The organism is Campylobacter concisus, assembly GCF_902460715.1.
Lineage (GTDB): Bacteria > Campylobacterota > Campylobacteria > Campylobacterales > Campylobacteraceae > Campylobacter_A > Campylobacter_A concisus_AK.
In genome coordinates this window covers 88,705-113,871 of sequence record NZ_CABPUX010000002.1, presented here as the reverse complement: position 1 = coordinate 113,871, position 25,167 = coordinate 88,705, and the positions used below count along the sequence as shown (strand labels likewise).

At 39.8% G+C, this 25,167-nt stretch carries 17 protein-coding genes and 1 pseudogene; 8 read left to right on the top strand and 10 right to left on the bottom strand.

Annotated features, from left to right (window positions below):
* Together F3G91_RS06455 and F3G91_RS06450 are read left to right on the top strand one after the other, a co-directional pair.
* Nucleotides 1–8,957: Ig-like domain-containing protein (locus tag F3G91_RS06455; protein ID WP_188116804.1), on the top strand; the 8,957-nt coding region annotated here is incomplete at its 5' end.
* 69 nt (nucleotides 8,958–9,026) lie between these two features.
* Complete coding sequence (locus F3G91_RS06450; RefSeq protein ID WP_021088445.1) at nucleotides 9,027–9,377, top strand: hypothetical protein; 351 nt, start codon at nucleotides 9,027–9,029, stop codon at nucleotides 9,375–9,377.
* Between the two features lie 35 nt (nucleotides 9,378–9,412).
* On the opposite strand, the pseudogene F3G91_RS06445 reads toward F3G91_RS06450, so the two are convergent.
* From F3G91_RS06445 to F3G91_RS06430, 4 genes and pseudogenes are all read right to left on the bottom strand, one after another.
* Nucleotides 9,413–11,178: pseudogene (locus tag F3G91_RS06445) on the bottom strand (aryl-sulfate sulfotransferase).
* 263 nt (nucleotides 11,179–11,441) lie between these two features.
* Entirely contained in the window at nucleotides 11,442–12,569 is a 1,128-nt protein-coding gene (locus F3G91_RS06440; RefSeq protein ID WP_223227855.1) for a cytochrome d ubiquinol oxidase subunit II, read from the bottom strand.
* On the bottom strand, nucleotides 12,559–14,094 hold the full coding sequence (locus F3G91_RS06435) for a cytochrome ubiquinol oxidase subunit I (RefSeq protein ID WP_149701048.1): 1,536 nt from the start codon (nucleotides 14,092–14,094) through the stop codon (nucleotides 12,559–12,561). Before F3G91_RS06435 ends, F3G91_RS06440 begins: the two co-directional genes overlap by 11 nt.
* Nucleotide 14,095: 1 nt before the next feature.
* On the bottom strand, nucleotides 14,096–14,311 hold the full coding sequence (locus F3G91_RS06430) for a DUF4492 domain-containing protein (protein ID WP_009295224.1): 216 nt from the start codon (nucleotides 14,309–14,311) through the stop codon (nucleotides 14,096–14,098).
* A 125-nt stretch (nucleotides 14,312–14,436) separates the two neighbouring features.
* Here F3G91_RS06430 and pyrG point away from each other — a divergent pair, with 125 nt between their 5' ends.
* From pyrG to F3G91_RS06410, 4 genes are all read left to right on the top strand, one after another.
* Complete coding sequence (pyrG, locus tag F3G91_RS06425; RefSeq protein WP_107847976.1) at nucleotides 14,437–16,071, top strand: CTP synthase; 1,635 nt, start codon at nucleotides 14,437–14,439, stop codon at nucleotides 16,069–16,071.
* A 314-nt stretch (nucleotides 16,072–16,385) separates the two neighbouring features.
* Nucleotides 16,386–17,960 carry a single-stranded-DNA-specific exonuclease RecJ gene (recJ, locus tag F3G91_RS06420; RefSeq protein ID WP_103642122.1) on the top strand — a complete coding sequence of 525 codons (1,575 nt, stop codon included), beginning with the start codon at nucleotides 16,386–16,388 and terminating at the stop codon, nucleotides 17,958–17,960.
* Between the two features lie 206 nt (nucleotides 17,961–18,166).
* Entirely contained in the window at nucleotides 18,167–18,751 is a 585-nt protein-coding gene (locus F3G91_RS06415) for an outer membrane beta-barrel protein (RefSeq protein WP_223227837.1), read from the top strand.
* Nucleotides 18,752–18,857: 106 nt separating this feature from the next.
* Nucleotides 18,858–19,124 (top strand): hypothetical protein, encoded by a 267-nt coding sequence (locus F3G91_RS06410; protein ID WP_149701047.1) that lies wholly within the window; start codon nucleotides 18,858–18,860, stop codon nucleotides 19,122–19,124.
* A gap of 141 nt (nucleotides 19,125–19,265) precedes the next feature.
* On the opposite strand, the gene F3G91_RS06405 is transcribed toward F3G91_RS06410, so the two are convergent.
* Nucleotides 19,266–19,484, bottom strand: coding sequence for a hypothetical protein (locus F3G91_RS06405; protein WP_012140605.1), 219 nt, complete (start codon nucleotides 19,482–19,484; stop codon nucleotides 19,266–19,268).
* A gap of 172 nt (nucleotides 19,485–19,656) precedes the next feature.
* On the opposite strand from F3G91_RS06405, the gene F3G91_RS06400 reads away from it, so the two are divergent.
* Both F3G91_RS06400 and F3G91_RS06395 read left to right on the top strand, forming a co-directional pair.
* Nucleotides 19,657–20,241 (top strand): hypothetical protein, encoded by a 585-nt coding sequence (locus tag F3G91_RS06400; RefSeq protein ID WP_103638846.1) that lies wholly within the window; start codon nucleotides 19,657–19,659, stop codon nucleotides 20,239–20,241.
* A 129-nt stretch (nucleotides 20,242–20,370) separates the two neighbouring features.
* Nucleotides 20,371–20,853 (top strand): hypothetical protein, encoded by a 483-nt coding sequence (locus F3G91_RS06395; protein ID WP_149701046.1) that lies wholly within the window; start codon nucleotides 20,371–20,373, stop codon nucleotides 20,851–20,853.
* A gap of 18 nt (nucleotides 20,854–20,871) precedes the next feature.
* Here F3G91_RS06395 and F3G91_RS06390 read toward each other — a convergent pair whose 3' ends face one another.
* From F3G91_RS06390 to F3G91_RS06370, 5 genes are all read right to left on the bottom strand, one after another.
* On the bottom strand, nucleotides 20,872–21,504 hold the full coding sequence (locus F3G91_RS06390; RefSeq protein ID WP_149701045.1) for a protein-L-isoaspartate(D-aspartate) O-methyltransferase: 633 nt from the start codon (nucleotides 21,502–21,504) through the stop codon (nucleotides 20,872–20,874).
* Between the two features lie 60 nt (nucleotides 21,505–21,564).
* Entirely contained in the window at nucleotides 21,565–22,332 is a 768-nt protein-coding gene (locus F3G91_RS06385; RefSeq protein WP_149701044.1) for a carbon-nitrogen hydrolase family protein, read from the bottom strand.
* The gene (locus tag F3G91_RS06380) at nucleotides 22,333–22,827 is read right to left on the bottom strand and encodes a hypothetical protein (protein ID WP_223227836.1); all 495 of its coding nucleotides are present in this window, start codon (nucleotides 22,825–22,827) and stop codon (nucleotides 22,333–22,335) included.
* Nucleotides 22,814–23,836 carry a ribonucleotide-diphosphate reductase subunit beta gene (locus tag F3G91_RS06375; protein WP_009494790.1) on the bottom strand — a complete coding sequence of 341 codons (1,023 nt, stop codon included), beginning with the start codon at nucleotides 23,834–23,836 and terminating at the stop codon, nucleotides 22,814–22,816. The genes F3G91_RS06380 and F3G91_RS06375 overlap by 14 nt, the downstream gene beginning before the upstream one ends.
* Nucleotides 23,837–23,916: 80 nt before the next feature.
* Nucleotides 23,917–25,041, bottom strand: coding sequence for a PepSY-associated TM helix domain-containing protein (locus F3G91_RS06370; RefSeq protein ID WP_149701043.1), 1,125 nt, complete (start codon nucleotides 25,039–25,041; stop codon nucleotides 23,917–23,919).
* Nucleotides 25,042–25,167: the final 126 nt, after the last annotated feature.

Genomic DNA, 25,167 nt, shown 5'->3' with positions numbered 1-25,167 from the left:
GACCAAAAGTAGATATCGATACTGTAACTCCAGTAGATGAGACTAACCCATCAGATGGTACTCCAGATAAAGGTATCGTAAAAGGTAAATCAGATGAGCCAAATGCTCCAGTAGTTGTTACTGATGAAAATGGTAAAACAATAGGTACTGGCACAACTGATGATAAAGGAAATTTCGAAATCACTACTGATCCAATCAAACCAGGTGATAAGGTAAAAGTAGAAGTAACTGATAAAGCTGGTAACAAAGGTAGTGATACAGAGACTGCAGGAGATACAGAGTTTGTTGATAATACCCCTCCAAGCGTAGATGTTAAAGAAGTAACCCCAGTTGATACAAATAACCCAGCTGATGGTAACCCAGATAAAGGTATTGTAAAAGGTCATTCAGATGAGCCAAATGCTCCAGTAGTAGTAAAAGACAAGGACGGCAAAACAATCGGTACTGGCACAACTGATGACAAAGGAAATTTCGAAATCACTACTGATCCAATCAAACCAGGTGATAATGTAAAAGTAGAAGTAACTGATAAAGCTGGCAATAAAGGTAATGGTGAAGGAACAGCTGGCAATACAGACTTTACTGATAAAACAGCTCCAGATGCTCCAGTCATCACAGAAGTAATAGATGATGTTAAGGGCGGTAAATTTAACGAAGATGTTAAAGGTGGCACTACAAACGATAGTACGCCAACATTTAAAGGTGCAGCTGAAGCTGGCTCAACCATAACTCTTAAAAATGGTAATGATATCATCGCTGAAAACATCCCTGTAAAAGCTGATGGATCATGGGAATTTACACCAAAGAGCCCACTTGTTGAAGGTGAATATAATATAACAGCAACTGCAACAGATAAAGCTGGCAATGTAAGCAATGCATCAAATGTAGCTACTGTAACAATAGATCTTCATACTTCTAAACCAGTAATTAATGAAATTATAGATAATGTAGAAGGGGATACAGGCAACGTGAAAAACGAAAGAATTGGCTGGACAAATGATAATACCCCAACACTAAAAGGTAGTGCTGAGGCTGGTGCAACCGTCGATGTCTATGTAGATGGTAGAAAAGCAGGTAGTGTAAAAGCTAACGAAAAAGGTGAGTGGGAGTATACAACTAGCAAACTAAGCGACGGCAAACATTCATTCTATGCTATCGCAACAGATGAAGCTGGCAATGTAAGCGAGAACTCAGGAATTTCTTGGATAAAAGTAGATACTAATCCAGGCGAAGTAGTAATCACTAGAATAACAGATGACAATGGTGATGACGCTCTAAATGGTGCTTATGAAGGTGCTATGAAAGACAATACTCCAACTATTTGGGGTACAGGTGAGCAGTATGCAACTGTAACTGTTAGCGTAAAAGATAGTAGCGGTAAAGTAGTATGGAGCGATGAAGTTTATGTAGAAGATAGCCTTGGTGATTGGCATATTGATGTACCAGTAGCGTTAAATGATGGCGACTATACTGTTGAAGCTAGTATGCAAGACTATGTCAAAAACCCAGTTCAAAACTCAAATGTTGTAAGCCTTACAATAGACAATGCAACTGACAAACCAGTCATTAAAGAGATCATTGATGATGTTGAAGGTGATACAGGTGATATAAGCTCTAAAAACAACTGGACAAACGACAATACTCCAACACTAAAAGGCAGCGCTGAAGCTGGTGCAGATATAAAAGTATTTGTTGATGGTAAGATAGCAGGTACTACAAAAGCTGGTCTCGATGGTAGCTGGGAATTTACACCAAGAACTAAACTTAGCGATGGCGATCATACATTCTATGTAGAGGCAACTGATAAGATAGGCAATAAAAACACTTCAGATATTGAAACTATAAAAGTAGATACTAATCCAGGCAAAGTAGTAATCACTAGTGTAACAGATGACAACGGTGATGACGCTCTAAGCGGTGCTTACGAAGGTGCTACAAAAGATAATACTCCAACTATAAACGGCTTTGCAGAGCCTTACTCAACTGTAACTGTTAGCGTAAAAGATAGCAGTGGCAAGGTAGTATGGAGTGGTGAAGTTTATGTAGAAGATAGCCTTGGTGACTGGTCTATCACAGTAGATAAACCACTAAATGATGGCGACTATACTGTTGAAGCTAGTATGCAAGACTATGTCAAAAACCCAGTTCAAAATTCAAACGTTGTAAGCTTAACAGTTGATACTGCAACTAACATACCAGAGATCAAAGAGATCGTTGATAATGTAGCTGGTGGCGTAGAAAATGGCGATGTTAAAGGTAAAGTTACAAATGACAACACTCCAACTCTAAAAGGTAGCGCTGAAGCTGGTGCAGATATAAAAGTATTTGTTGATGGTAAGATAGCAGGCACTACAAAAGCAGGCTTTGATGGTAGCTGGGAATTTACTCCTAGAACTAAACTTGGTGACGGCGAGCATAAATTTGTCGTAGAAGCGACTGATAAACTAGGACATAGTGCTAAATCTATTGAGGCAAGCGTAGATGTTGATACAACAATAGGCAATCCAAAAGTTAGATTTGTAGAAGATACAAATAACGACGGTGTTTTAAGCGTTGCTGAAGTGGCTGCTATAAAAGACGGCAAAGCTCACTGGGTTATCGACATCCCAACAGATGGTAGCGTAAAAGCTGGCGATGTGATCCAATCAATCGACGGCAAAGGTAATTGGGTTAAATTTGTTGAGATTACTGATGAGATGATCAAAGATGGTAGATTTGAAGCTACATTTAACATAGGTATCAACAAACTAAAAGATGGAAAATATGAGACTCCAGAGTATAGATTTGCTGATGAAGCTGGCAACGTTAGCGACTCATCAAAAGCTAGCCTTTCACTTGACAGCGAATTTAGCAGAAAACCAAGCAACCCAGAAATTAAATTCCCAGAAGATACAAACAAAGATGGCAAAATTTCTGATGATGAAAACAAAGCTGGTGACAAAGATACTGGTAAAACAACAGTAGAAGTTACTATACCAAAAGATGGTTCAGTAAAACCAGGTGATAAAGTAGTTGTTACTGATGACAATGGTAAAAAGACTGAAAAACCAATCAATCAAGATGATATCGATAAAGGTAAGATTGATATCCCAGTTGATCTAAACCCAGGTAAAGATAACAATGTAACAGCAGAGATCATCAATCCAAATAACCCTAACAACCCAGGCAAGGATAGCAAGGTGATAGGTGAGGCTTCAAGCACTGTTAAAGTAACAATTGATGAGATCATCGATGATGTAACTGGCGGCGTAGTAAATGGTGATGTTAAAAATGGTCTAACAAACGATAACCTACCAACATTTAAAGGTAGTGCAGCACCAGGCGCAACAGTAGAAATTTATGAGAGCTTCTACACAACTACAGAAAAAACCCTAGTTGGTAAAACAGTAGCTGACGCTAATGGCAAATGGAGCTTTACTCCAACTGAAGCTATGAGTGATGGAGAACACTACTTTGAAGCAGTTGCCACAGATAAAGTAGGCAATAAATCAACATCTGATAGAGTTTCACTTGATGTTGATACATTTGCAGATGCTCCTGTAATAGACGCTGTAAATGACAATGTAGATAGCCAAACTGGCAACGTTTTAGACGCTAAAACAAAAGTTGCTCTAACAAACGACAGCACACCAACTCTTGAAGGATATGCTGAGCCTGATTCAGTCATCACTATATATGAGATTAGCGAGCTAAATGGCGATAAAACAGCTATAGGAACAGTCACAGCTGATAATCATGGTGGTTGGAAATTTGAACTACCTGAACTAGGAGATGGTGAGTATAAATATACTACAAGAGCACAAGATAAAGCAGGAAATATCTCAGACTTTTCAGAGGTTGTAGTAGTTAATGCTGATCTAATAGCTCCATCAGAACCAACAATCACATTTGTTGAAGATGTAAATCCAAAAGATGGCAAGCTAAATAAAGCTGAAAATAGCAAAGATGGCGATAGCACTAGCACAAAAGCTCAAATTTCTGTCCCAGGTGATGCTGAAGAAAATGATGTGATCCACTACACTGTAAATGGTGAGGAAAAAACACATACTATTACTTACAATGACAGAGTAACTGGATATGTAGAGATCAAAGTACCAGTAGTTGATGGTCAAACTTCAAGCGTAACAGCTAAGATCGTTGATCAAGCAGGTAATGCTAGCAAAGAAGTATCTGGTAGCATAGATGTTGATACAACAGCTCCAAATGTTAAGATCACAGGCATCATTGATAACGTAGAAGGTGGTGTATATAAAGGCAATGTTGCAGGTACTAATACAAATGACAACAAGCCAACTATAAAAGGTACAGCTGATGCAAATCAAGAAGTAGTTCTTTATGATAACAATAAAGAGATGGGTAGAGTTACAGCTGACAAGGATGGCAACTGGGAATTTAAACCAAGCGACTATAAAGAGCCACTAGCAGATCTTGTTGGCCGTGTTCATGTTATAAAAGCAGTAGTGACAGATGCAGCTGGCAACACTAGCGAAGCAACTTCTGCACTAGAGGTTGATACAACTATCGGTGCTCCAAAAGTATCTATAAAAGAAGATGCAGATCACAATGGAGTTCTAAGCGTAGATGAAGCTAAGAATTTAAAAGATAGTAAGATCCACTGGGAAGTAGAGATACCAAAAGATGGCACTGTAAGCGCAGGTGATGTTCTTCAAGTACTTGGAAAAGATGGTAAGTGGAAGATCGAAAAAGTATTATCAAATGACGATCTAGGTAAAAGCTTTGAATACGAAGCAACTTTATCAGGAAAACACTTCGAAAGCCCAAGCTATAGAATAGTCGATCTAGTTGGTAACCAAAGTACAGCTATACATGCTAACGTACAACTCGACAGCGAATTTAGCAGAAAACCAAGCAACCCAGAAATTAAATTCCCAGAAGATACAAACAAAGATGGCAAAATTTCTGATGATGAAAACAAAGCTGGTGACAAAGATACTGGTAAAACAACAGTAGAAGTTACTATACCAAAAGATGGTTCAGTAAAACCAGGTGATAAAGTAGTTGTTACTGATGACAATGGTAAAAAGACTGAAAAACCAATCAATCAAGATGATATCGATAAAGGTAAGATTGATATCCCAGTTGATCTAAACCCAGGTAAAGATAACAATGTAACAGCAGAGATCATCAATCCAAATAACCCTAACAACCCAGGCAAGGATAGCAAGGTGATAGGTGAAGATAGTGAGAATACTAAAGCTCCAGAAGCTCCAGTAATCACAGAAGTAATTGATGATCAAAGGGGCGGTAAATTTAACGAAGATGTTAAAGGTGGCTTAACAAATGATAGCACGCCTACATTTAAAGGCACAGCAAAACCAGGTACGACTATCACTCTTAAAAATGGTAATGATCTTATCGCTGATAATATCCCTGTAAAAACTGATGGTAGCTGGGAATTTACTATAAAAACTCCACTTGCTCAGGGTGATTACAGTATAACAGCAACTGCAACAAATGCAGCTGGTAAAGTAAGCGCTCCTTCGGATGCTGCAACTATCAAGATCGATCTTCACTCTGATGAACCAGTCATCACTGAGATCATTGATAATGTGGCTGGTGGCGTAGTAAATGGTGATGTTAAAGGTGGCTTAACTAACGACAACACTCCAACTCTAAAAGGCACAGCTGAGCCATTTGCGACTGTTGAGATCAAGATTGATGGTAGAGGTAGTTATAGATTTGAGAATGGTGAAGTTATCAGCAACTGGACTGCAGTAGCTGATAAAGATGGCAACTGGGAATTTACAACACCTAAACTAAGCGATGGACACCATAACTTCGAAGCTCAAGCGACTGACGTAGCTGGTAACAATAGCCAACCATCTGCTCTAGTAAGCATAGACGTTGATACTCATATGGATGCTCCAGTCATCACTGCAGTAACAGATAACTGGTGGGGCGGTGTTGAAAATGGCGGAAATATACTTGGTGTAAATGACGGCTTTACAAATGACACTACACCGACATTTAAAGGTACAGCTGAGGCTGGCTCAACTATCGTTCTTAAAAATGGCAATGACATTATTAACAAAGACATCATTGTAAAAGCTGATGCTGATGGTAACTGGGAATTTACTCCAAAATCTCCACTTGCTGAGGGTGAGTATAATGTAGTAGCTATCGCAACTGATAAAGCTGGTAATGTTAGTAATCCATCAAATGTTGCAACTGTAAATGTTGATACAAGCACTACACAGCCAGTTATAACTGAGATCATCGATGATGTTGCTGGTGGTGTTGTAGGTAATGTTAAAAATGCTCTAACAAATGACAACTTGCCAACACTAAAAGGTACAGCTGAGGCATTCTCAACTGTTAAGATAAAGGTAGATGATAGACCAGTATTTAAAGATGGCAAAGAAGTAACAGTTACAGCTGATAAAGACGGTAACTGGGAATATACATTTGAGGCAAATTTAAACTGGGATGGCAAAGTACATGCTGCACTAGAAGATGGAGTACATACTCTTAAAGTTCAAACAACCGATAGAGCAGGCAACAGAAGTGCTGTATCAGAGTGGTCAAGTGTAGATGTTGATACAACTATTGGCGCTCCAACAGTTAAGATAACAACTGATATAAATAGCGACAAGAAGATAGACATAGCTGATGCTTCAGCTCTAAAAGATGGCAAGCTTAAATGGGTTATCGACATCCCAGAAAATACTGTAAAAGCAGGCGATAGGGTTCAAATTCTTGGAAACGACGCTAAAACTTGGACAGATATCTTTAAAGTAACTGCGCAAGATATAGCTAAAGGCTTTATAGAAAGAGATGAATTTAGCATCGATATGCCAAAATCAAGAGGCTTCCAAACTCCATCTTATAGACTAGTCGATGATGCAGGTAATGTAAGTGAAGGTTCTATGGATGCAGTAAAAATAGTAGGTTTTGCTCCAAAAGCTCCAACTATCATAGCAGTTTTAGATAATGAGTATGGCATAGATCCAAAGAACCCAACCGATATAAATGCTGGAGATACAACTGGTAATGTCTTAGAAGGAACTATAGCCATAACAAATGATAACACTCCTACGTTAATGGGTAAAGCTGAGGCTGGCACAACCATCACTCTTAAAAATGGCGATAAAGTAATCGCTGATAATATCCCAGTGGATGCTAATGGTAATTGGCACTACGAACCAGAGGAGAATTCTCCATGGGCTGATGGCGACTATAAGATCACAGCAATTGCTAAAAATGTGTTTGGCAAAGAGAGTGAGTCTTTAAGTCCAATCACTGTAACAGTTGATACTACAGGACCTGAGGTAACTTTGACAAGTATCGAAGATAATGTAAAAACCAACGATGTAGTTGATTTTACAGGAAATGTCAAAGATAAGTTTACAAATGATAACACTCCACTTCTAAAAGGCACAGCAGAGGCTGGATCTGTAATAATCATAAAATATGGTGAGCATCATGAGAATGTGGTTACCACTAAAGCTGATAAAAATGGTCATTGGGACTACAAGATCACTAATCCTCTTAGCGATGGTGAGCATATAATCTCATACCAAGCAGTAGATAAAGCTGGTAACACTAGCCTTGAATATGTAGCTAATGTAACAGTTGATACTAAGATAGTTGATTTAAGGATTGATTACCTTGGCGATAAAAACCATGATGGTAAATATAGCTGGAGCGATAATATATCTAACGAAAATAACGTTATATATTGCTGCGCTAGGTTCTCAAAAGAGGCAGTTGATCAAGGCTTAATTAAAGTTGGTGATAAGCTATATTATGAAGTTCATTCAAATGTTGGAGCATGGAATAAAGGCGTTGTTAAAGAACCAATAACTATTACAGAGCTTGATCTTAAGAGAGGATATGTAGATCTAACTTCTGTTGCAAACATTACCTATCCATCAAAAGAGTTAATACCTTTTGGTAAAACAGCTAATGGCTTTAATCTAAGCGCTAAAGCTTATTTAGTAGATGAAGCTGGAAATATGGGCAAACAAGCAAGTGAAGATCTAGTATTTGACTTTAGTGATAAGCCAGCTGATCCTGTTAAAAACATAAAGATCAATGCTGAAGCTATCTATGGAGATAATGATACAGGCTTATGGCTAGAAGGACACGGACCAGTACTAAAAGCTTCTACTGAGTTACAACCACAGCTAAATGGTAATGACAACTATGAGATAGATGTCAAAACTATAACTCATAAAGCAGAATTTACACTTGGCTCTGGTGATGATATAGTAAATATCCATAAGAGCGGTAATGGCTGGGGCTGGATAAACATGGACTCTAAGATAGATCTAGGCGATGGCAATAATAGATTAATTGTAGCTGCAGATCTTGATCACTCTACTGTTATATCTGGTAAAGGCGATGACTACATAGAGATCAAAGACGATGTTGCTAATGGTGCTAAGATCATCACAGGCGCAGGTAATGACACTGTGATAGTAGGAGATACAGTAGCAAATACTATATTTACCAAAGTTGGAATTTCAACTGGCGATGGCAACGATAGCGTAACTATCAAAGGTGATGCTATAGATAAAGCTAAGATAGATCTAGGCAATGGCGATGATACTCTAACTATCAAAGCAGCACATGTAATTAGTGGCGTAGATGATAAAGGAGCCCTTGATGGTGGCAAAGGCTATGATAAGCTAATCATATCTAGCCCAGAAGATACCATAGATCTAAAACATGTTTCATATCATGCTAAGAATTTTGAAGAGCTTGATATATCTGGTGATAAAAACACTACTCTAAAAGTTGGCATAAAAGATGTCCTAGATATGACTGATGACAAACATACGCTAAAAATCACAGGCGATAAAGGCGACACAGTTGATCTAAAAGAGGATGTTAAGGGCAGCGGATGGCATCAAGGTGCTTCAGAAGATGGTTACACAACATATACAAACAACACCGTAACTATTCAAATCAAAGACGAGATCCACGTTATCTAGTCTAAAAATATAAGCAGGGCGGACAAAGTCTGCCTTGCTTTGAATTTGTTTGCGGTGAAGGGAGTTTGTATGCAAAGCGAGAAGACAAAAAATTTACTCGATGAAGTAAATGAAACAATAGATTTTATATTTAGAACCTGTAACAGAAATGGCGGCACGAAGAAGGCTTTAGAAGATAAAAAGCTAAGTAGAGAAATTTTAAAAGATAAATTTAAATCGATCTTTTTAAAATTTGGCCAGATAGATGAGGCTAGTTTTAAGAGTGCGATCCTCGCAAATGAGGAAGCAAAAGAGCTAAACGAGATAGCGATGGCTCTTGAGATAGACAAAGATGTAAGCTTGCTAGAGCTAGAGCGAGCGATAAATTTTGACCTAACTAGCGTCAAAGAAGAAATTTATAAATTTCAAAATAATAACTAATACACTCGGTGTGAGAGGGGGTCTCACACCAAAATTTAATAACTAAACACTTCAGGATCGATAACCATCGCTCTATAAGCGACATCATCTCTTGAAGCAGAATCCACACCATCTCAAATTTTATATCATTTGTCTTTGGGTCGATCTCAACTAAGACCATTTTGATAGTCTTGTCAGGGCGAAGTAAATTTACGTTTGAGCTTGAGATAAAGTAGGTGCTTTTATCCTTTTGCCACTCGACATTGCTGGTGACTGCGCTGTAAAAGTCAAATCCACGCTCCTTACCAAACTGCCAAGTCTGCTCGACTGTGCCCTTTTTCTCATCTATCTTGTATTCAACCGCACGGGAGTATTTCTCCTCTTTAAAGGCTGGCTGTTCCATGCCTCTGCCATCGCCATTGTCAAAGACACTTATATGCTTTATGTCGCCCTTGTTTTCGTATCTTGGCGTTAGCCATGCGGTGTGCTGTGTCCATGACCAGTCAAATTCGCCCTCGCATTTTGAGTTTTCGCATTTTATCTTGTTGCCTTTACTATCGACCGGAGTTAGCACTTTTGCTTTAAAGTCCTCGCTCCAGCCCTCAGGCGAGGCTAATATCCATTTTACTTTTTTATCGCGTCCTATCTTTACGATGCCTTGGTGACGAAGCGAAAGGATGATGCTATCATCGCTCTCGTCGTATGAGATAGAATTTACATGCGCCCAGTTTCTGCCTGTGCCAGTGGAGGTGACATCGCCAAATGGCTGATCGTCGCTTATCTTGATCTCTTTTGCGTCCATATCGATGTTTAGGCAAACAGCCCTAGCATCAAGCGCTTTTATGAGGTTGCTGCGATATACGTTGTTGCCAAAAATTTCATTTAGATCCCACTCTTCTACCACCTTGCCGGTGTTATCGACCTCGATGATGTGGTCTCTTATGGTGTGAGAAATTTTGCCGTTTTTGTGGTGGTAGTTGTATTTTGCTACTCTAAGAAGCGCGTGATCATCTTTTAGTGGCATCACCTCGTGGCTTAGATCGATGTAACCTCTAGGTAGTGGGCGGTTGTAAATTTCTTTTCCCATGAGGTCATATCTAAGATATCTTTGAGCCATGCCAAAGCTGATATCGCCGTTTTTTAGCTGATGAAAGCCCATCATCATGCCCCCATCCATCACTCTTCTCTCGCTGCGGTCGTAAAATTTTTGATAGTCAAGATACCATCTGACCTCGCCCTTGGTATCTACGATGTAGTTTTCGGTAAAGTCGTTCCAGCTAGCAGCCCCGCCATTTTTCCAATCAAGCGGTTTATAGACGCTTGTTATTGTGTTGTTTATGAGATAGAGCCTGTTTTTAAAGGCAGGATCGACCTTTTTGACGTGAGTTTTTTGCATGTGTGAGAACCTAAAATCACGGCTATATGTGACGATAGGTTGGGCGTAAATTTTATATGTCTCAACCTTTTTAGCTCCGTTAAATGTATAACTAAGCTCGACCTCGTTTAGATAGTCAGGATAAAGTCCCCAAATAGGCACACCATCATGCGTGAGCAAGGCATGCTCTGAGATGTTGTAGTCGATATCGATGCCGCCATCTGGCTTGCCCTTTACTTTGACGTGTATATCTTTGATGTCCTTGCCAGCTCTATCGATGATAGCAGTTAGCGGCGATACGTCGTAGGGGTTTATAAAGACTGAGCCAAGCTCTCCTTGAACCTTTACTTGATGAGCCAAGACCCCAGCGTTTAGTGGAGCACTAAAGCCAAAACCACTCACCAAAACAGCCGCAAGGGCAACTGAACCTAAGAAATTCTTGCTCATTTTCGCTCCTTTGTGAAATTTAATGATATCTTACTCCCCAAATTTCACGCAAAACTAACGCTTATATAAAAAGAGGCTTAAACAAATTTATAAAGAAGTCGTTTTAAGAGGTAAAAATAAAAGAAGAATTTAGGAGCAAATGCCCCTAAATTTTAGTTATTTGCGTCAAATTTCTTGAGAGAAAAGAGAACAAATTTGTAGCTAATAAATAGCGTTACTGGCCAAAGTATCAAAAAAATTCCTGCTTCTAACATCTTTTATCCTTAGTATGCGTGATGATCGTTTTTGATCTCATCTTGCGTGATCTTCTTGCTATCTATCGCTCTCCAGACGATGAATATATAGGCAAGTACTACTGGCACTAGTAAGCTAACATAAGCCATAACGCCAAGTGTGTAGTGGCTAGAGCTTGCATTTTTGATAGTTAGCGAGCTAGAAAGATCGCTAAATGACGGATAAAATGCAGTGCCATTTAGTCCTGTTATCAAAAATAGCGCGGTTACAGCAAGAGTTACGCCAACGCCGTAAGCAAAAATTCCACGGATGCTTTTTGTAAATGCTCCTTGGAAAATTCCAACAAGCACCAAAAGCACGCCAACAAGTAGTAGCACGCCAGCGACAGGCATCTCGATCAAATTTATGGCGTATTTGTAAGCAACAAGGCTAACTACGCCGTTTGCGTCGTATGCAAAGCCATCTTTTGTAAGTATCCAAGCAAGAAAGCCTAGGAAAAATGGCAAGAAAAGCACGGTGTTGATAAGTAGCTGTTTTCTAGCGTTTTGTATAAATTCGCCATCAGCGATGTTGTTTATAAGATACAAGCAGCCGCCTATGCGAGATAGGAAAAACATCGCTATGCCAAGCAAATACAAGTAAGGATTTGCCAATGCCTCAAGACCGCGAAACGGAGTCTTCCACTCGACAAAATTGTGCTCATTTAGCATAAAGTCGCTGCCACTAAAAAATGTACTAACTGCCATACCAATAAGGATAACGCCAAGTGAGCCATTTATGAAAAGGAAAATTTCATAAGTCCTAGCGCCTAAGAAGTTATTAGGTTTTTTGCGGTACTCGTAGCTTACAGCTTGGATGATAAAGCAAAATAAAATAGCCAGCCAAACCCAGTAAGCGCCACCAAAACTAGTAGCGTAAAATAGCGGGAATGCCGCAAAGCACGCGCCACCAAACATAACAAGCGTTGTAAATGTAAGCTCCCATTTTCTACCGATAGAATTTATGAGCATATCTTTTTTAAGCTCGTCCTTGCCAAGGCTAAAGATGAGCGACTGACCGCCTTGAACAAACATCATAAATACCAAAAGTCCGCCAAGAAGGCTAACTATAAACCACCAATAAATTTGTAAATTTTCTAAGCTTAAACTATGCATGATCGTTAAATCCTATCTTTATTTGCTTAAGCATGATCTTGATCTCGGCTATCAGCAAGACCGTAAATAAAACAGCAAATAATGTAAATGAAATTTTGACATTTGAGTCAGATAAATTTGTAGCTCCGACGCCAACGGTCATGAGATCTTGTATCGCCCATGGCTGACGGCCGACCTCTGCTACTATCCAGCCAGCCTCAGCTGCGATGTAGCCAAGCGGTATGGTAAAGAGGCAGACCCACAAAAATACTCTTATGTTTTCAAATTTATATTTTCTTGAGAGATTTAGATAAAGGGTGATAGCAAAAAGAGCTATAAAGTAAGTGCCAAGAGCGACCATGATGTGGAAGCTATAAAATGTAAGTGCAACAGGTGGCACAGCATCTTTTGCGTCCTTAAGATAGCCATATCCTAAGAAATTTAGGTTGCTCTCTAAATTTGAAAGTGAGCTTTTCATCAAGCTCTCGTCATTTGCTTTTTTAGCCTCTTTGTAGTTTTTAAGAGCTTCGATAGCTACTTTGCCTTTTGCCATCTTCTCTTCTACGCTTATTAGATTGTGCTCGCTGTTGCCATAAAGTAGGTCATTTATGCCCGGTGTAAATGAGTCAAGCTCTCTGTTTGCCATGATGCCAAGTGCGTAAGGCACCTTTATCTCAAATAAAAATGGCTCGCTCTCATCGCCAAGCTTTTTAGCTGGGTTTAAAATGCCAGCAGCAACTAGGCCAGCGTTAGTTTCGCCCTTGTAAAGTCCCTCCATGGCTGCAAGTTTCATAGGCTGTTTTTGAGCTGCAAGGTATGCGCTCTCATCGCCGCTAAGTAGCAAAAATGCCGAAGTGATAAGGCCAAATGCGCTAGCAACGACGATGCTTTTTTTAGCAAGCAAGATGTGGCGTTTTTGGATCAAAAACCAAGCAGAAATTCCTATCACAAAAAGAGCTGAGATAGTGTAACCACTAGTTACTGTGTGTAAAAATTTAGTGATACCAACTGGATTTAGCGCAACTTCGAAGAAATTTTGCATCTCCATTCTAGCGGTATCTGGGTTAAATTTCATGCCTATTGGATACTGCATCCAGCCATTTGCGATCAAGATCCAAAGTGCGCTTAAATTTGAACCGATCGCAACAAGCCAAGTTGAAAATAGGTGAAATTTCTTGCTAACTTTATCCCAGCCAAAAAACATAATGGCAAAAAATGTACTCTCCATGAAAAATGCTAGCAAGCCTTCAATCGCAAGCGGAGCGCCAAATATATCGCCTACAAACCAGCTGTAATTTGCCCAGTTTGTACCAAACTCAAACTCCATGATGATGCCAGTTGCCACACCGATAGCGAAATTTATACCAAAGAGCTTTAGCCAAAATTTCGTTATCTCAAGCCAGGCCTTATCGCCAGTTTTGACATATATCGTCTCCATAATGGCGATGATAAAACTTAGCCCCAACGTAAGCGGGACAAACAAAAAGTGGTAAATGGCAGTCAGCGCAAACTGAGCCCTAGACCAATCAACAAAATCCATCTCAGACATTTTATTCCTTTATTAAATTACGAATTACAAATTCGCTTTTTTCTTCGTCGGTTTGAAATTTGGTATTAAGAGTTTCATCAAAGATGAAGACCTTTAATATCCCAAACATAATGATAAGCTTTATCGCTATGAGAAGCCATAGTTTCTTGCCTATTTTCATATTTTTAAAGCCGTCTATATATAAAGAGGCGATGTTTTTTAAGCAGTTTTTAATCATGATGTCGAAGTCTATAACAAAAAAACTTAAAGAATAATTTTTAAAATTTGCACGATTAATGCCTTACTAAATATTTAAGAGGTATAATCGGCAGATTAAAAAATAACTAAAGTTAAGGAAATTTGATGGCAAAAGAGACGAAGTATATTTTTATCACAGGTGGCGTTTTAAGCTCACTTGGAAAAGGCATCGCAGCTGCGTCTATCGCGACATTACTTAAAAATTCTGGCTTAAAGGTGAGCGTTTTAAAAGCTGACCCATATATCAACGTAGATCCAGGCACGATGAGCCCACTAGAGCACGGCGAAGTCTTTGTCACAGACGATGGTGCTGAAACTGATCTTGACCTTGGTCACTACGAGAGATTTTTAGATGAGAGCCTAAGTCAGGATAATAACTTCACAACGGGCAGGGTTTATAGCTCAGTCATCGAAAAAGAGCGACGTGGCGACTACCTTGGAAAGACTATACAAGTGATCCCTCACATCGTTGGCGAGATCGTTGATCGTATCAAAAAAGCAGGCGAGGGCAAAGATGTACTCATCGTTGAGATAGGTGGAACCGTTGGCGACATCGAGGGTTTGCCATTTTTAGAGGCGATAAGAGCGCTAAGAGTAGAGGTTGGCAAAAAAAGAGCGCTAAATATCCACCTAACGCTTGTGCCATTTATCAAAGTAGCTGGCGAGCTAAAAACAAAGCCAACCCAGCACAGCGTAGGCGAGCTAAGACGTATCGGCATAACCCCAGATATCATCATCTGCAGATCTGAAATGCCACTAAACCGTGAGCTAAAAGATAAGATCGCAGCAAGCTGTGGTGTGGAGAAAAACTGCGTTATAGAAAGCTTAGACAGCGCAAGTATCTATCAAATTCCACTCTCATTTTTAAAGCAAGATATATTAACGCCGATCGCTGAAAATTTAGGCTTTGGCGAGCTAAAACCAGACATGGCAAACTGGGATAGCCTAGTAAAAAGGATTATCGCTCCAACAAACGAAACTACAATCGCCTTTGTAGGCAAATATATCGATCTAAAAGAGAGCTACAAGAGCCTAACTGAGGGCATCATCCATGCTGGAGCAAATTTGGACGCTAGGGTAAATTTACGCTGGATAGATAGCGAAAAGATAGAAGAGAGTAATGTAAATGAGCTTTTAAAGGACGTGGATGGCATCTTAGTAGCTGGCGGCTTTGGAGAAAGAGGCGTTTTAGGCAAGATGCAAGCCATAAAATTTGCTCGTGAAAATAAGATCCCTTATCTTGGAATTTGCCTTGGTATGCAGCTGGCACTAATCGAGTTTGCAAGGGATGTTTTGGGCTTAGAAGATGCAAATTCTATGGAGTTTAACAAAGAGTGCAAAAATCCTATCATCTATCTAATAGATAGCTTCATCGATGCCCACGGCAAAAAGCAGATAAGAACGCACACAAGCCCACTTGGCGGCACTATGAGGCTAGGTGCTTATAATTGCGACATCAAGCCAAAGACGCTTTTGGCTGAAATTTATGGCAACGCAAAGAGCGTAAAAGAGCGACACCGCCACCGCTACGAGGCAAATCCAAAATACAAAGATGTCTTTGAAAAGGCTGGTCTAATAGTAAGTGGCGAAAGCGACGGACTAGTAGAGGCGATCGAACTAAAAGGACATCCGTGGTTTGTAGGCGTGCAGTGTCACCCTGAATTTACTAGCCGTTTAACTAGACCAAACCCTGTGATACTAGGCTTTATAAAAGCAAGCTTGGCTAATCACGTAAAATGATAAATTTGGCAAGCTTTCTTGCCAAATTTTTACTTAAAATTTCTCTCATTTTTTACTTCAAATTTACAATGGCTAATTTATAAAGAGTATCAATTTAACAAAAGTTTTTTGCCCTAAAAATCTTACTTTCAATGAAAATTATAAGAAATTAAATTTCAAAAAGATATAATCAAAGCATTCAAAATAAAGACGAAAGATTACGATGAAAAAAAAGCATTTTTGTTGCCAAATTTTTGGCAGTTTGGGCGTAAATTTAAGTGAGCAAATAGCATTAGTAAAAGTTGGCAGGGCGTCAAAAAGTCCTTGCCAAAGCTATGTTAACTAAAGAGGATATTAGGAATTTACTAGCACGTAGATTTTGTAACGACATACACAAAAAACTTAGTGAAATTCCAACGCCAAGCGCTCTAAAGGATATCTACAAAGGCGCTAATCGCATCAAAGAAGCGATCGAGAGAAATGAACACATCGCTATTGTTGGCGATTATGACGTTGATGGTGTGGTTTCAAGTGTGATTTTAGCCGAGTTTTTTGATGATCTTGGCGTAAAAAACTACCTAGTAAAGATCCCAAACCGCTTTAAAGACGGATACGGCTTAAATCCTGAGATCATCGACGAGCTTGCAAGCGATGTGAGTCTAATAATCACCGTCGATAACGGCATCTCAGCAAATGAGGCAGCTAGCATCTGCAAAGAAAAAGGCATCGATCTCATCATCACAGATCACCACATGCCACCAGCTGTTCTGCCAGAAGCCTACGCCATAATCAATCCAAAACAAGAGGACTGCAGCTTTCCAAATATCGAAATTTGCGGTGCTGAAGTGGCTTGGTATTTGGTTGGAGCGCTAAAGGATGTTTGCAAGCTAAACTACGATATGAGCAAGTTTTTAGAGCTTTTAGCCATCGCGATAATAGCTGATATGATGGAGCTAAGAGATATGAACAGGATGCTTGTTCGCATGGGTATTTGCAAGCTAAATGCCTCTAAGCGCTCGGCATTTTGCGTCATAAAAGAGTTTTACGGCAAGGATAAATTTGAGTGTGATGATATCAGCTTTCTTATAGCGCCTCTTATAAATTCAGCCGGACGCATGGACGATGCGATGAATTCATTTAACTTCTTGCGTGCAAAGAGCATCGAAGAGGCTTACAACTACCTTGATACGATCATTGAGTTTAACAACTCAAGAAAAGAGGAGGAGCGCCAACTCTTTGAGTGCTCGCTAAAGGACGTAAAAGAGGACGATGAGGTCATCATCACTTGGGGAGAGCAGTGGCATGAGGGCGTGATAGGCATCGTGGCCAGCCGCCTGGCAAAGCACTTTGCAAAGCCAGCTATCGTCTTTAGCATCGATAAAGGCCGCGCAAAAGGCAGTGCTAGAAGCGTTGGCAAGCTTGATATCTTATCACTCATCGCAAGCCACGAAGATCTGCTAACAAGCTACGGTGGTCACAAAGGTGCAGCAGGGCTAACTCTTGCGCCTGAAAATTTGGAAAAATTTAAAGATGCGATAAATAAAAGCTGCTCATGCCTAAATATGCAAGAGTGCAAAAGCTCAGATGAGCTACTTGGCGACATAATGCCAAGCGAGATAGACTTTGAGCTACTTGAAATTTTGGAATTTTATGAGCCGTATGGACAGAAAAATCCACGTCCAGTCTTTAAGATAGAAAACGCTGTCGTGAAGAACGAGAGGCTCATAGGTAGGGATCAAAATCACTTAAAACTTATCTTGCAAAAAGACAACAAGACGCTTGAGGCGCTATTTTTCAACTTCACAAGGCACGTTAGAGTAGGCGAAATGATAGATATCATCTTTTGCGTATCTAAAAATTCATTCCGCGGGCTTGTTACGCCACAGCTTCTCATAAGAGAAATTTTATAGCATTTTGCCTAGTCGTTTGAAATTTAACGACTAGGTGTTACTTTTTAATAATTCAAAATTTCATAAATTTATCTTTATAAATCCCTAAAATACGAAGTCTATAAACAAAGTAAATTTATCAATGCTTATTTAATATTATAAATTAATAATATTTTAAATAAAAATTCGTAAAATTACATTTACATTATATTTTTAAAGGATTGAAAATGAAAAGTTCATTTTTGAAAGCTAGCATGATTGCATGTGCGGTTTGCTCATTTGCTATGGCAGAGGGGGCATTTATTGGTTACGAGGGCGGATACTCTTTTGCGTCAAATGTAAAGTTATCTGAGGCTAACGATGGAGCAAGACTTAGGAAAGGTCAATTTAACAGTGGCATAAAAGCTGGTTATGATTTTGACAGTTTCAGAGCTTATGGTGCTTATTTTTATAATTTTCAGACTAAAAAAGAGTTAGAGGATGATGGTGAAAAATATACAATTAAGTGGAATAAACACAGTTTTCTAGCAAGTGCTGACTATACTCCAAGTATTACTAGCGATATTAAGCTTGTAGCAGGTGCTTATACTGGCGTTTCAAGAATAAAATTTAAGGTAGATAATTCAGATAGTGCACAACACTCAACTGGTTTTGTGTTGGGCACAAAATTCGGTGCTGAGTACTTACTTGATCAAAACAATATTTTAGAGGCTGGCGTTAAGGCTGACTATACTTTTTATAGAAAAATTGAAGAAGTTAAAGTTAGAGAGAGCAACATCGGTCTTTACGTAGGCTACACTTATAAATTCTAATATTTAAACATTCCCTCCTTAAGAAATTTGCGCCCTAGTTTGGGCGTAAATTTATCTCTAGTATTTTTACCACTAAATTTAATATACTTTTCAAAAAGGACACAAAATGAATAAAATAATATTGTCTTTCTTTATGCTCTTAACGGCTACGTTTGCAGTTGATTGTGATAACGCATTTATTAAAGCTGTTGTAAGCATGATCGATGAGCCAGCTCCCACAAGAGTCGATGAAAATAGCGTAATAATGGGTGCTACATGTGAAAATGAGATCCTAAAAACCACGTTTGTTATAAATGATAGTGAAGATATTAAATTTAGTAAATTTACTAAAGAGCAGGTAGATGAGTTTAAAAAGTGCAGACTGAAATGCTAAAAGAGGACTTTTGTAGCAGTAAAAATCCTCTTATCGATAAAGCCTCGTGGATATACAACTACGAGAACTGCAAGAACTTTACTGTGATAAATTTGACAAGAGAGGATTGCAAGTAAATTTTCTGGGGTTGCCCCCAGAAATTTAGGCTTTTTTATCTTCAAGCTCTTTTAGGTGCGCTTTTACAAACTCACCAAATTCGTCTTGAGTTAGCACTCTTTTAGCAAGTTTTTCCTTGCATTTTTTGCCAAGCTCGCCTAGAGTTGCTCTATTTTTTTGGCTTTGTGATTTGCCAAATTTTGAAAGGATCGCATTTAGCTCATGCTCTTCACCGAAATTTACTAGCTCTTTATCTAGTGCCATTTTCTTCTCTCCTTTGATGAAAATTTCTTCTAATTTTAAAATTTAATAGTAAATATAAATAAATTTAAATTTTAAAGGCTGAAAAGAGCGAAAAATAGGGCTTTGTTAAATTTAAATTTCATATAGATTAAACGCGTAATAGTAAAATCACGAAAATTTTTAAAGGAGAAGTATGAAAAATTTACTTGTAAAATCAAGCTTGGTTTTAGCTTTAGTTAGTTCAGCTGCACTTGCGCAAGGTGCTTTTGTCGGTGGCGAGGGCGATTATTCGTTCAATTCAAAGATCAAAACTAAAAATATCGCAAAAAGCGAAAAAAATAACTTCAACAAAGGTCACTACGGACTTGGCTTTTATGGCGGTTATGATTTTGACAGCTATAGAGCGTATGGTGGCTACTACTACGACTTTAAAGCTAGAAAAAATGCTGGCGAAGCAGATGCAAAATGGAGCAAACATAAGCTTTTAGCAGGCGCTGACTACACACCAAACATCACTGAAAACTTTAAAGCCGTACTTGGCGGTTACGCTGGTCTTAGTTATCTAAGTGTTAGACAAAGCTTTGAAAACGAAACTAGCAAGAAAAATTTTAAAGGTTTGTTAGTTGGCGCAAAAGCTGGCGGTCAGTACTCTTTTGACGCTCACAACGCGCTTGAGTTTGGTCTAAAAGCTGATAAGACATTTTATAAGAAAAATAGCGGCGCTCAGCTAAGAGATACAAGCGTGGGAATTTACACAGGCTACACTTATAAATTCTAATAAATTCTAATTCAAGGCAAGGCTTAGGCTTTGCCCTCCCTAAAAACTCACATTTATTCTTTAAATTTATAACTCAAGCAACCTTTAAGTGACGCGAGGTAGAATGGCTCTTATTTAAAAAGGAGAAAAATGAAAACCAAATCGCTTCTTGTCATTGTGCTCTGTGCCGTTTTTGGTAGCTTTGCCTTTTGCGAACCAAAAAGCGAGCCAACGTTAACAAAAAGTAGAAATTTAGTTGGTCAGACGGTACCAGGCGCTATTTTGGGCATTAAGGTGCCAAAAGAGTATCAAGCGAAATTTGATAGTGCAAAGCCTAGGATGCAGGAATTTTTAGCAAATATGGCATGCTATAAGGCTAATAAAAATGATAAATTTATGGAGGGTGGCACAAGGGCACCTGCGCTACGAAGAGATGATAGCCATTTAAAAAGGACTAGTGGCACTTGTAGCGACAACGTCGATATCTTGAGTATAGAAAATGTGAAATTTATCGCCAAAAATGCATTTAGTTTTAGCGTTACATTTATCACGGCAGATGGCGAAGAAACTACAAAATTTGATGATATTGTATTTACGCAGCACCCTAGCGGTGAGTGGCTGGTTAGGTGGTAGTTGTAGAGGTAAAAGCCTCTACTCTCTGCCCTCAAGAAGTGGCACAAAAAGGCACTCGTCTAAAAACTCTTTTTCTAAATTTCCACTCTCATCTTTTCTAAATTTAGCGATAAACTGCTTGCCATCTTTTCTCATCGGAGCGACCAAGATGCCGCCATTTTTTAGTTGAGCGAATAAATTTGGCGAGATCTCATCAGCAGCGGCCGAGAGTAAAATCCTATCAAACGGCGCGTAGCTTCGCCAGCCGTTGTTGCCATCATCATATCTTACGTGCACGTTTTTGATCTTTAGCGTCTCGAAGCGTTTTTTTGCCTCCATGGCTAGCTTTTCTATGCGCTCGACGCTAAAAATTCTATGTGCGAGCTTGCTTAGTATCGCTGCTTGATAGCCACTGCCACAGCCTATTTCTAGGATGTTATCCACATTTTCGCACTCTAGCGCCATCGTCATCTTTGCCACCGTTAGCGGCGAGCTGATCCATTGATTACCCAGTATCGGCTGCGCGTCAAGTTTGTAAGCATGTGCTGGGATAGGCACGAAAATTTCACGCTCGGTCGTTGATATCGCGTCAAACAAAAGCGGACTTAGCGTGATCTCATCGGCTATGTCGCTAGCTAAATTTTGGCATTTTATCGCTTCTAATTGGGTCAAAATTTCTATCCTAAACAAATTTTAAATCGTTATTATACGATTTAAAGCTTATCTTAAAATTTATAAAAGCCCTAAATTTTTCTTTATCTGCGTGATCAAATTTGCGTCAAAAACTGCGCTTTGCTCTAGCGTGCCATCTGGCAAAAAGACCCCAGCGGTCTCAAGATCTAGCGAGCTTGAGATCATGACGTAGCAGTTGTTTGTGATCGCAAGCGCCTTGCAAAGGCTAAGGTAGGCCTCCTCTCTAGCCTTGCCCCACATGGCTGGCACCATGATGATGTCGCACCCTCTTAGCTTTGCCCAAAGCCTGCTATCACGCAGCTCAAAGCATATCAGCACGCCAAGCTTTAGCCCTCTAAAGTCAAAAGCGTTTATATCGCTCACCTCGCCGGCGGCAAAGATCTCATGCTCTAAATTTGGCTTAAAAAGCTCAGCCTTAAACTGCGAATGAAAGACGTTGTTTGAGTTAAGAAGTAAAAATTCGTTATAAATTTTTGGCTCATGAGCGGCTAAATTTGAAATTTGAGCGAGCCCTGCGCTTTTGTTTAAGCTACTAAGGTGCGTAAAACCTAGAAATTTATCTGGGCTAAGCGCCTCTTGCAAGCGCTCAAGCAGCATCGCATCAAAGCTGCCTATCATGCCACCAAGCATAGCTTTGTTTGCCCCTGCAAAAAAGCCGTCAAAATCATAGCCGCTTATGCAAAGCTCGCTTGCAAGCAGGAGCGAATTTGCAGGTGCAGCCTCAACTAAATTTGCAAGCTCTTCTAGCCGCTCAGTAGCATTTTTTGCCTTTAAAGTTAGGCTTATTAGGTTTAAATTTTCGCTCATTTATTTTCCAAATACAAATGTAGTTTGCTTTGGCGCATGACAATCTGCGGGTATCCTAAAGTCCATATCCGTTCCACCGATATCAGGCGTTGGCTTTAGTAAAACAGTTATGGCTGTGATCTTGTCATCGCGCCCTGAAAGCGGGTCGTTAAAAACCCAGACTTCATAAGAAAACGAGGTTTTATCGTCAAAATATACCATCCTAGTCTCTTTTAGGTCGCTATATTTGAAGTTGCACACCTTGTTTATCTCTTTAAAAACATCAACAACAAGCGCAGAGCCAATAGGCGCTATACTTGGCCAAATGTCGCCAGCTGGCATGCTTTGGTAGGTGACGGCATCTTTGGTTTCGTTTGTCTTAGCAAGTATGTAAGGGTTGAAACTATTTAGCAAATCCTTATTTGCTATACTAATGGCTCTTTCATTACTACTGCTCGCACACCCCACAAAAAGCACGCAGGCAAGGGCTAAGATGCCATTTTTAAAAGTCATCAAAGCTGATACTTCCCTTGCTGTAGTTTGTCACCTTTGCCTCAAAGAAATTTGACTTTTGGTCGTTAAATTTAGCAAAGTCATCGACCCATTTGATTGGGTGAGCGACATTGTATTTGCGTTTTAGGCCGATCGCAACTAGACGCTGGTCGATGAGATAGTGGATGTATTGCTCGATGATATCGTCTGTAAAGCCCATTATTTGGTTTTGGGTGATGTATTTGCCCCATTTGATCTCTAAATTTCCAGCTTTTTCAAACATATCATAAATTTTTGCCTCAGTCTCAGGCGTGAAAAGATCAGGCCTCTCTTTGCGGACCGAATTTATCATGTTTTGAAACAAAAGCAAGTGTGTGATCTCGTCGCGTTGGATGAAGCGGATCATCTGTGCTGAGCCTAGCATCTTGCCAGCGCGAGCTAGAGCGTAGATCGCCGTAAAGCCGCTGTAAAAATAAATGCCCTCTAAAATTTGGTTTGCCACCATCGCTAGAAGTAGCTTCTCATCAGTCACTTCGCCTGCAAGCTCCTCATAGACGCTTGAGATGTAGTCGTTTTTCTCGCGTAAGACGTCGTCGTGCTTCTCCATCTCGTAGATAAGGTCGGTGTTGTCGCAGATCGCTTCGACCATGACAGCGTAAGACTTGCTGTGGTTCGCCTCCTCGTAGGCTTGGCGGCTTAGCACGGCGTTGATCTCTGGAGCTGTGATGTAAGGGTTGATGTTGTCAGCTAGGTTGTTTGTCTGAAAGCTATCCATCGAGATGAGCTGGCTCCAGACGAGGTCATACATGCGTTTTTCAGCCTCTGTGAGGTTGTAGGCGTAGTCGCGCACGTCGTCTGTTGTATCGACCTCTTTTGGAAACCATGTGTTTGCCTCCATGAGGTCCCAAAGCTTTAACGCCCACTCGTATTTTGCCTTGGTAAAATTTAAAATGCCGTGCGGGTTGCCGTTAAAGACTCTTCTGTCGGTCAAATTTTCATTTGAACTTGGGTTGTAGATGCGTTTTCTATTCATAAATTTCTCTCTTGTTTGTGGTAAAAATTTCTTAAAATCTTACCCAAAGCAAGGTAAAAATTTACTTTTATTTAGATTATTTAGATGGCTTTGCTCCTTTTTATGGTCATCAAAAAGCCAGTTATTATTAGTAAAACGGCGATCACGCAAGAGATGGCAAAGACGATCTGACCGACCTCGCCAAACATCTCTCCAGTGTGCAGGCTAAGCACCTTGCGACCAGCCTTTTTTGCCTCTGGGATGCTCTCAGCCTTGCTAACAAGCTTGTTTTCTTTGATCTTGCCAGCGCTAGCGTCAAGCTTTAGTTTGCCTACTTGGCTCTCGCTAGTTTCGTAGTTTATGGTGTAGGTGCTTTGGTTGTTTTCAGGCACGTTTATCGTGAGTGATTTTAGCTCTAGTGTGACATTGTCTTTAAAAATTTGCTCCGCAGTCTCGATCTCTTTAAATTTCTCATCGCTTATCGGGACTAAATTTCTTTGAGGCATTGCCCTTTGCGCTTGGCTTGGTTTTAGCTCGAAAAATATGCTATTTACGCTGTTTCTGACCCAGCCATAAGACCAGTAAAGGCCAGTTAGCGACATCACGACAAGCAGGACCGCCACGTAGGTGCCAAGGCTCGTGTGGAGGTTGTAAAAGCAGGCATAGCCCTTTGCACTTGGCTTGATTTTGAGCGAATTTAGTAAATTTCGCTTGATCACTGGTGCGTAGAGGATGAGGCCGCTGATGGCAAGAAGCGCCATGATGATCGAGCTAATGGCGACTATTTGCTTGCCGATGTTGGCTGGGACTTTGCTATCAAGCAGGGCAAGGCCTAAATTTCTATGTAGGCTTAGTATTATCATGCGAGTTTTCTCGCCCCAGTCCTCGCTGATCACCTCGCCGCTACGTGGATCGATGAAAAAATTTAAGAGCTTTTTATCTTTAGTGACGCTGATGCTGTAAGCTTTGTTCTCGCCGCTGATTTGCACGTTTTCAAGCGTGTCAAATTTGATCTCACTTTTTGCTTTGGCGAGGATCTCGCTTAAGCTTAAATTTGGCTTTTCGCTAGGTGCTAAATTTATATATTTTTCATTTATCGCAGACTTGATCTCCTCTCTATAAGAGGCAAATGGCGCTGCAAGTGTCATGATAAGTAGCGGTATAGTCGCGATCAGACCGATTATTAGGTGGATGTTGAAAATGATTTTGTTGCGCTTGAAAAACATATATCTCCTTTTAATTTTAATAACGAATATTAATTTATTTTTTGTTAAGCAGAGATAAAATTTAGAAGGTTTTTTAAGTTATGAGAGAAAATTTGGCTACTCATTGGCACGATAGACCACTAGGCA

Excerpts from the sequence above, each read along its gene's own strand:
- F3G91_RS06415 (WP_223227837.1), top strand. The coding sequence starts at position 18,167 with ATGAAAAGTTCATTTTTGAAAGCTAGCATGATTGCATGTGCGGTTTGC.
- F3G91_RS06430 (WP_009295224.1), bottom strand. The coding sequence starts at position 14,311 with ATGATTAAAAACTGCTTAAAAAACATCGCCTCTTTATATATAGACGGC.
- F3G91_RS06405 (WP_012140605.1), bottom strand. The coding sequence starts at position 19,484 with ATGGCACTAGATAAAGAGCTAGTAAATTTCGGTGAAGAGCATGAGCTA.
- pyrG (WP_107847976.1), top strand. The coding sequence starts at position 14,437 with ATGGCAAAAGAGACGAAGTATATTTTTATCACAGGTGGCGTTTTAAGC.
- F3G91_RS06395 (WP_149701046.1), top strand. The coding sequence starts at position 20,371 with ATGAAAACCAAATCGCTTCTTGTCATTGTGCTCTGTGCCGTTTTTGGT.
- F3G91_RS06400 (WP_103638846.1), top strand. The coding sequence starts at position 19,657 with ATGAAAAATTTACTTGTAAAATCAAGCTTGGTTTTAGCTTTAGTTAGT.
- recJ (WP_103642122.1), top strand. The coding sequence starts at position 16,386 with ATGTTAACTAAAGAGGATATTAGGAATTTACTAGCACGTAGATTTTGT.
- F3G91_RS06450 (WP_021088445.1), top strand. The coding sequence starts at position 9,027 with ATGCAAAGCGAGAAGACAAAAAATTTACTCGATGAAGTAAATGAAACA.
- F3G91_RS06435 (WP_149701048.1), bottom strand. The coding sequence starts at position 14,094 with ATGTCTGAGATGGATTTTGTTGATTGGTCTAGGGCTCAGTTTGCGCTG.
- F3G91_RS06370 (WP_149701043.1), bottom strand. The coding sequence starts at position 25,041 with ATGTTTTTCAAGCGCAACAAAATCATTTTCAACATCCACCTAATAATC.
- F3G91_RS06410 (WP_149701047.1), top strand. The coding sequence starts at position 18,858 with ATGAATAAAATAATATTGTCTTTCTTTATGCTCTTAACGGCTACGTTT.
- F3G91_RS06385 (WP_149701044.1), bottom strand. The coding sequence starts at position 22,332 with ATGAGCGAAAATTTAAACCTAATAAGCCTAACTTTAAAGGCAAAAAAT.
- F3G91_RS06375 (WP_009494790.1), bottom strand. The coding sequence starts at position 23,836 with ATGAATAGAAAACGCATCTACAACCCAAGTTCAAATGAAAATTTGACC.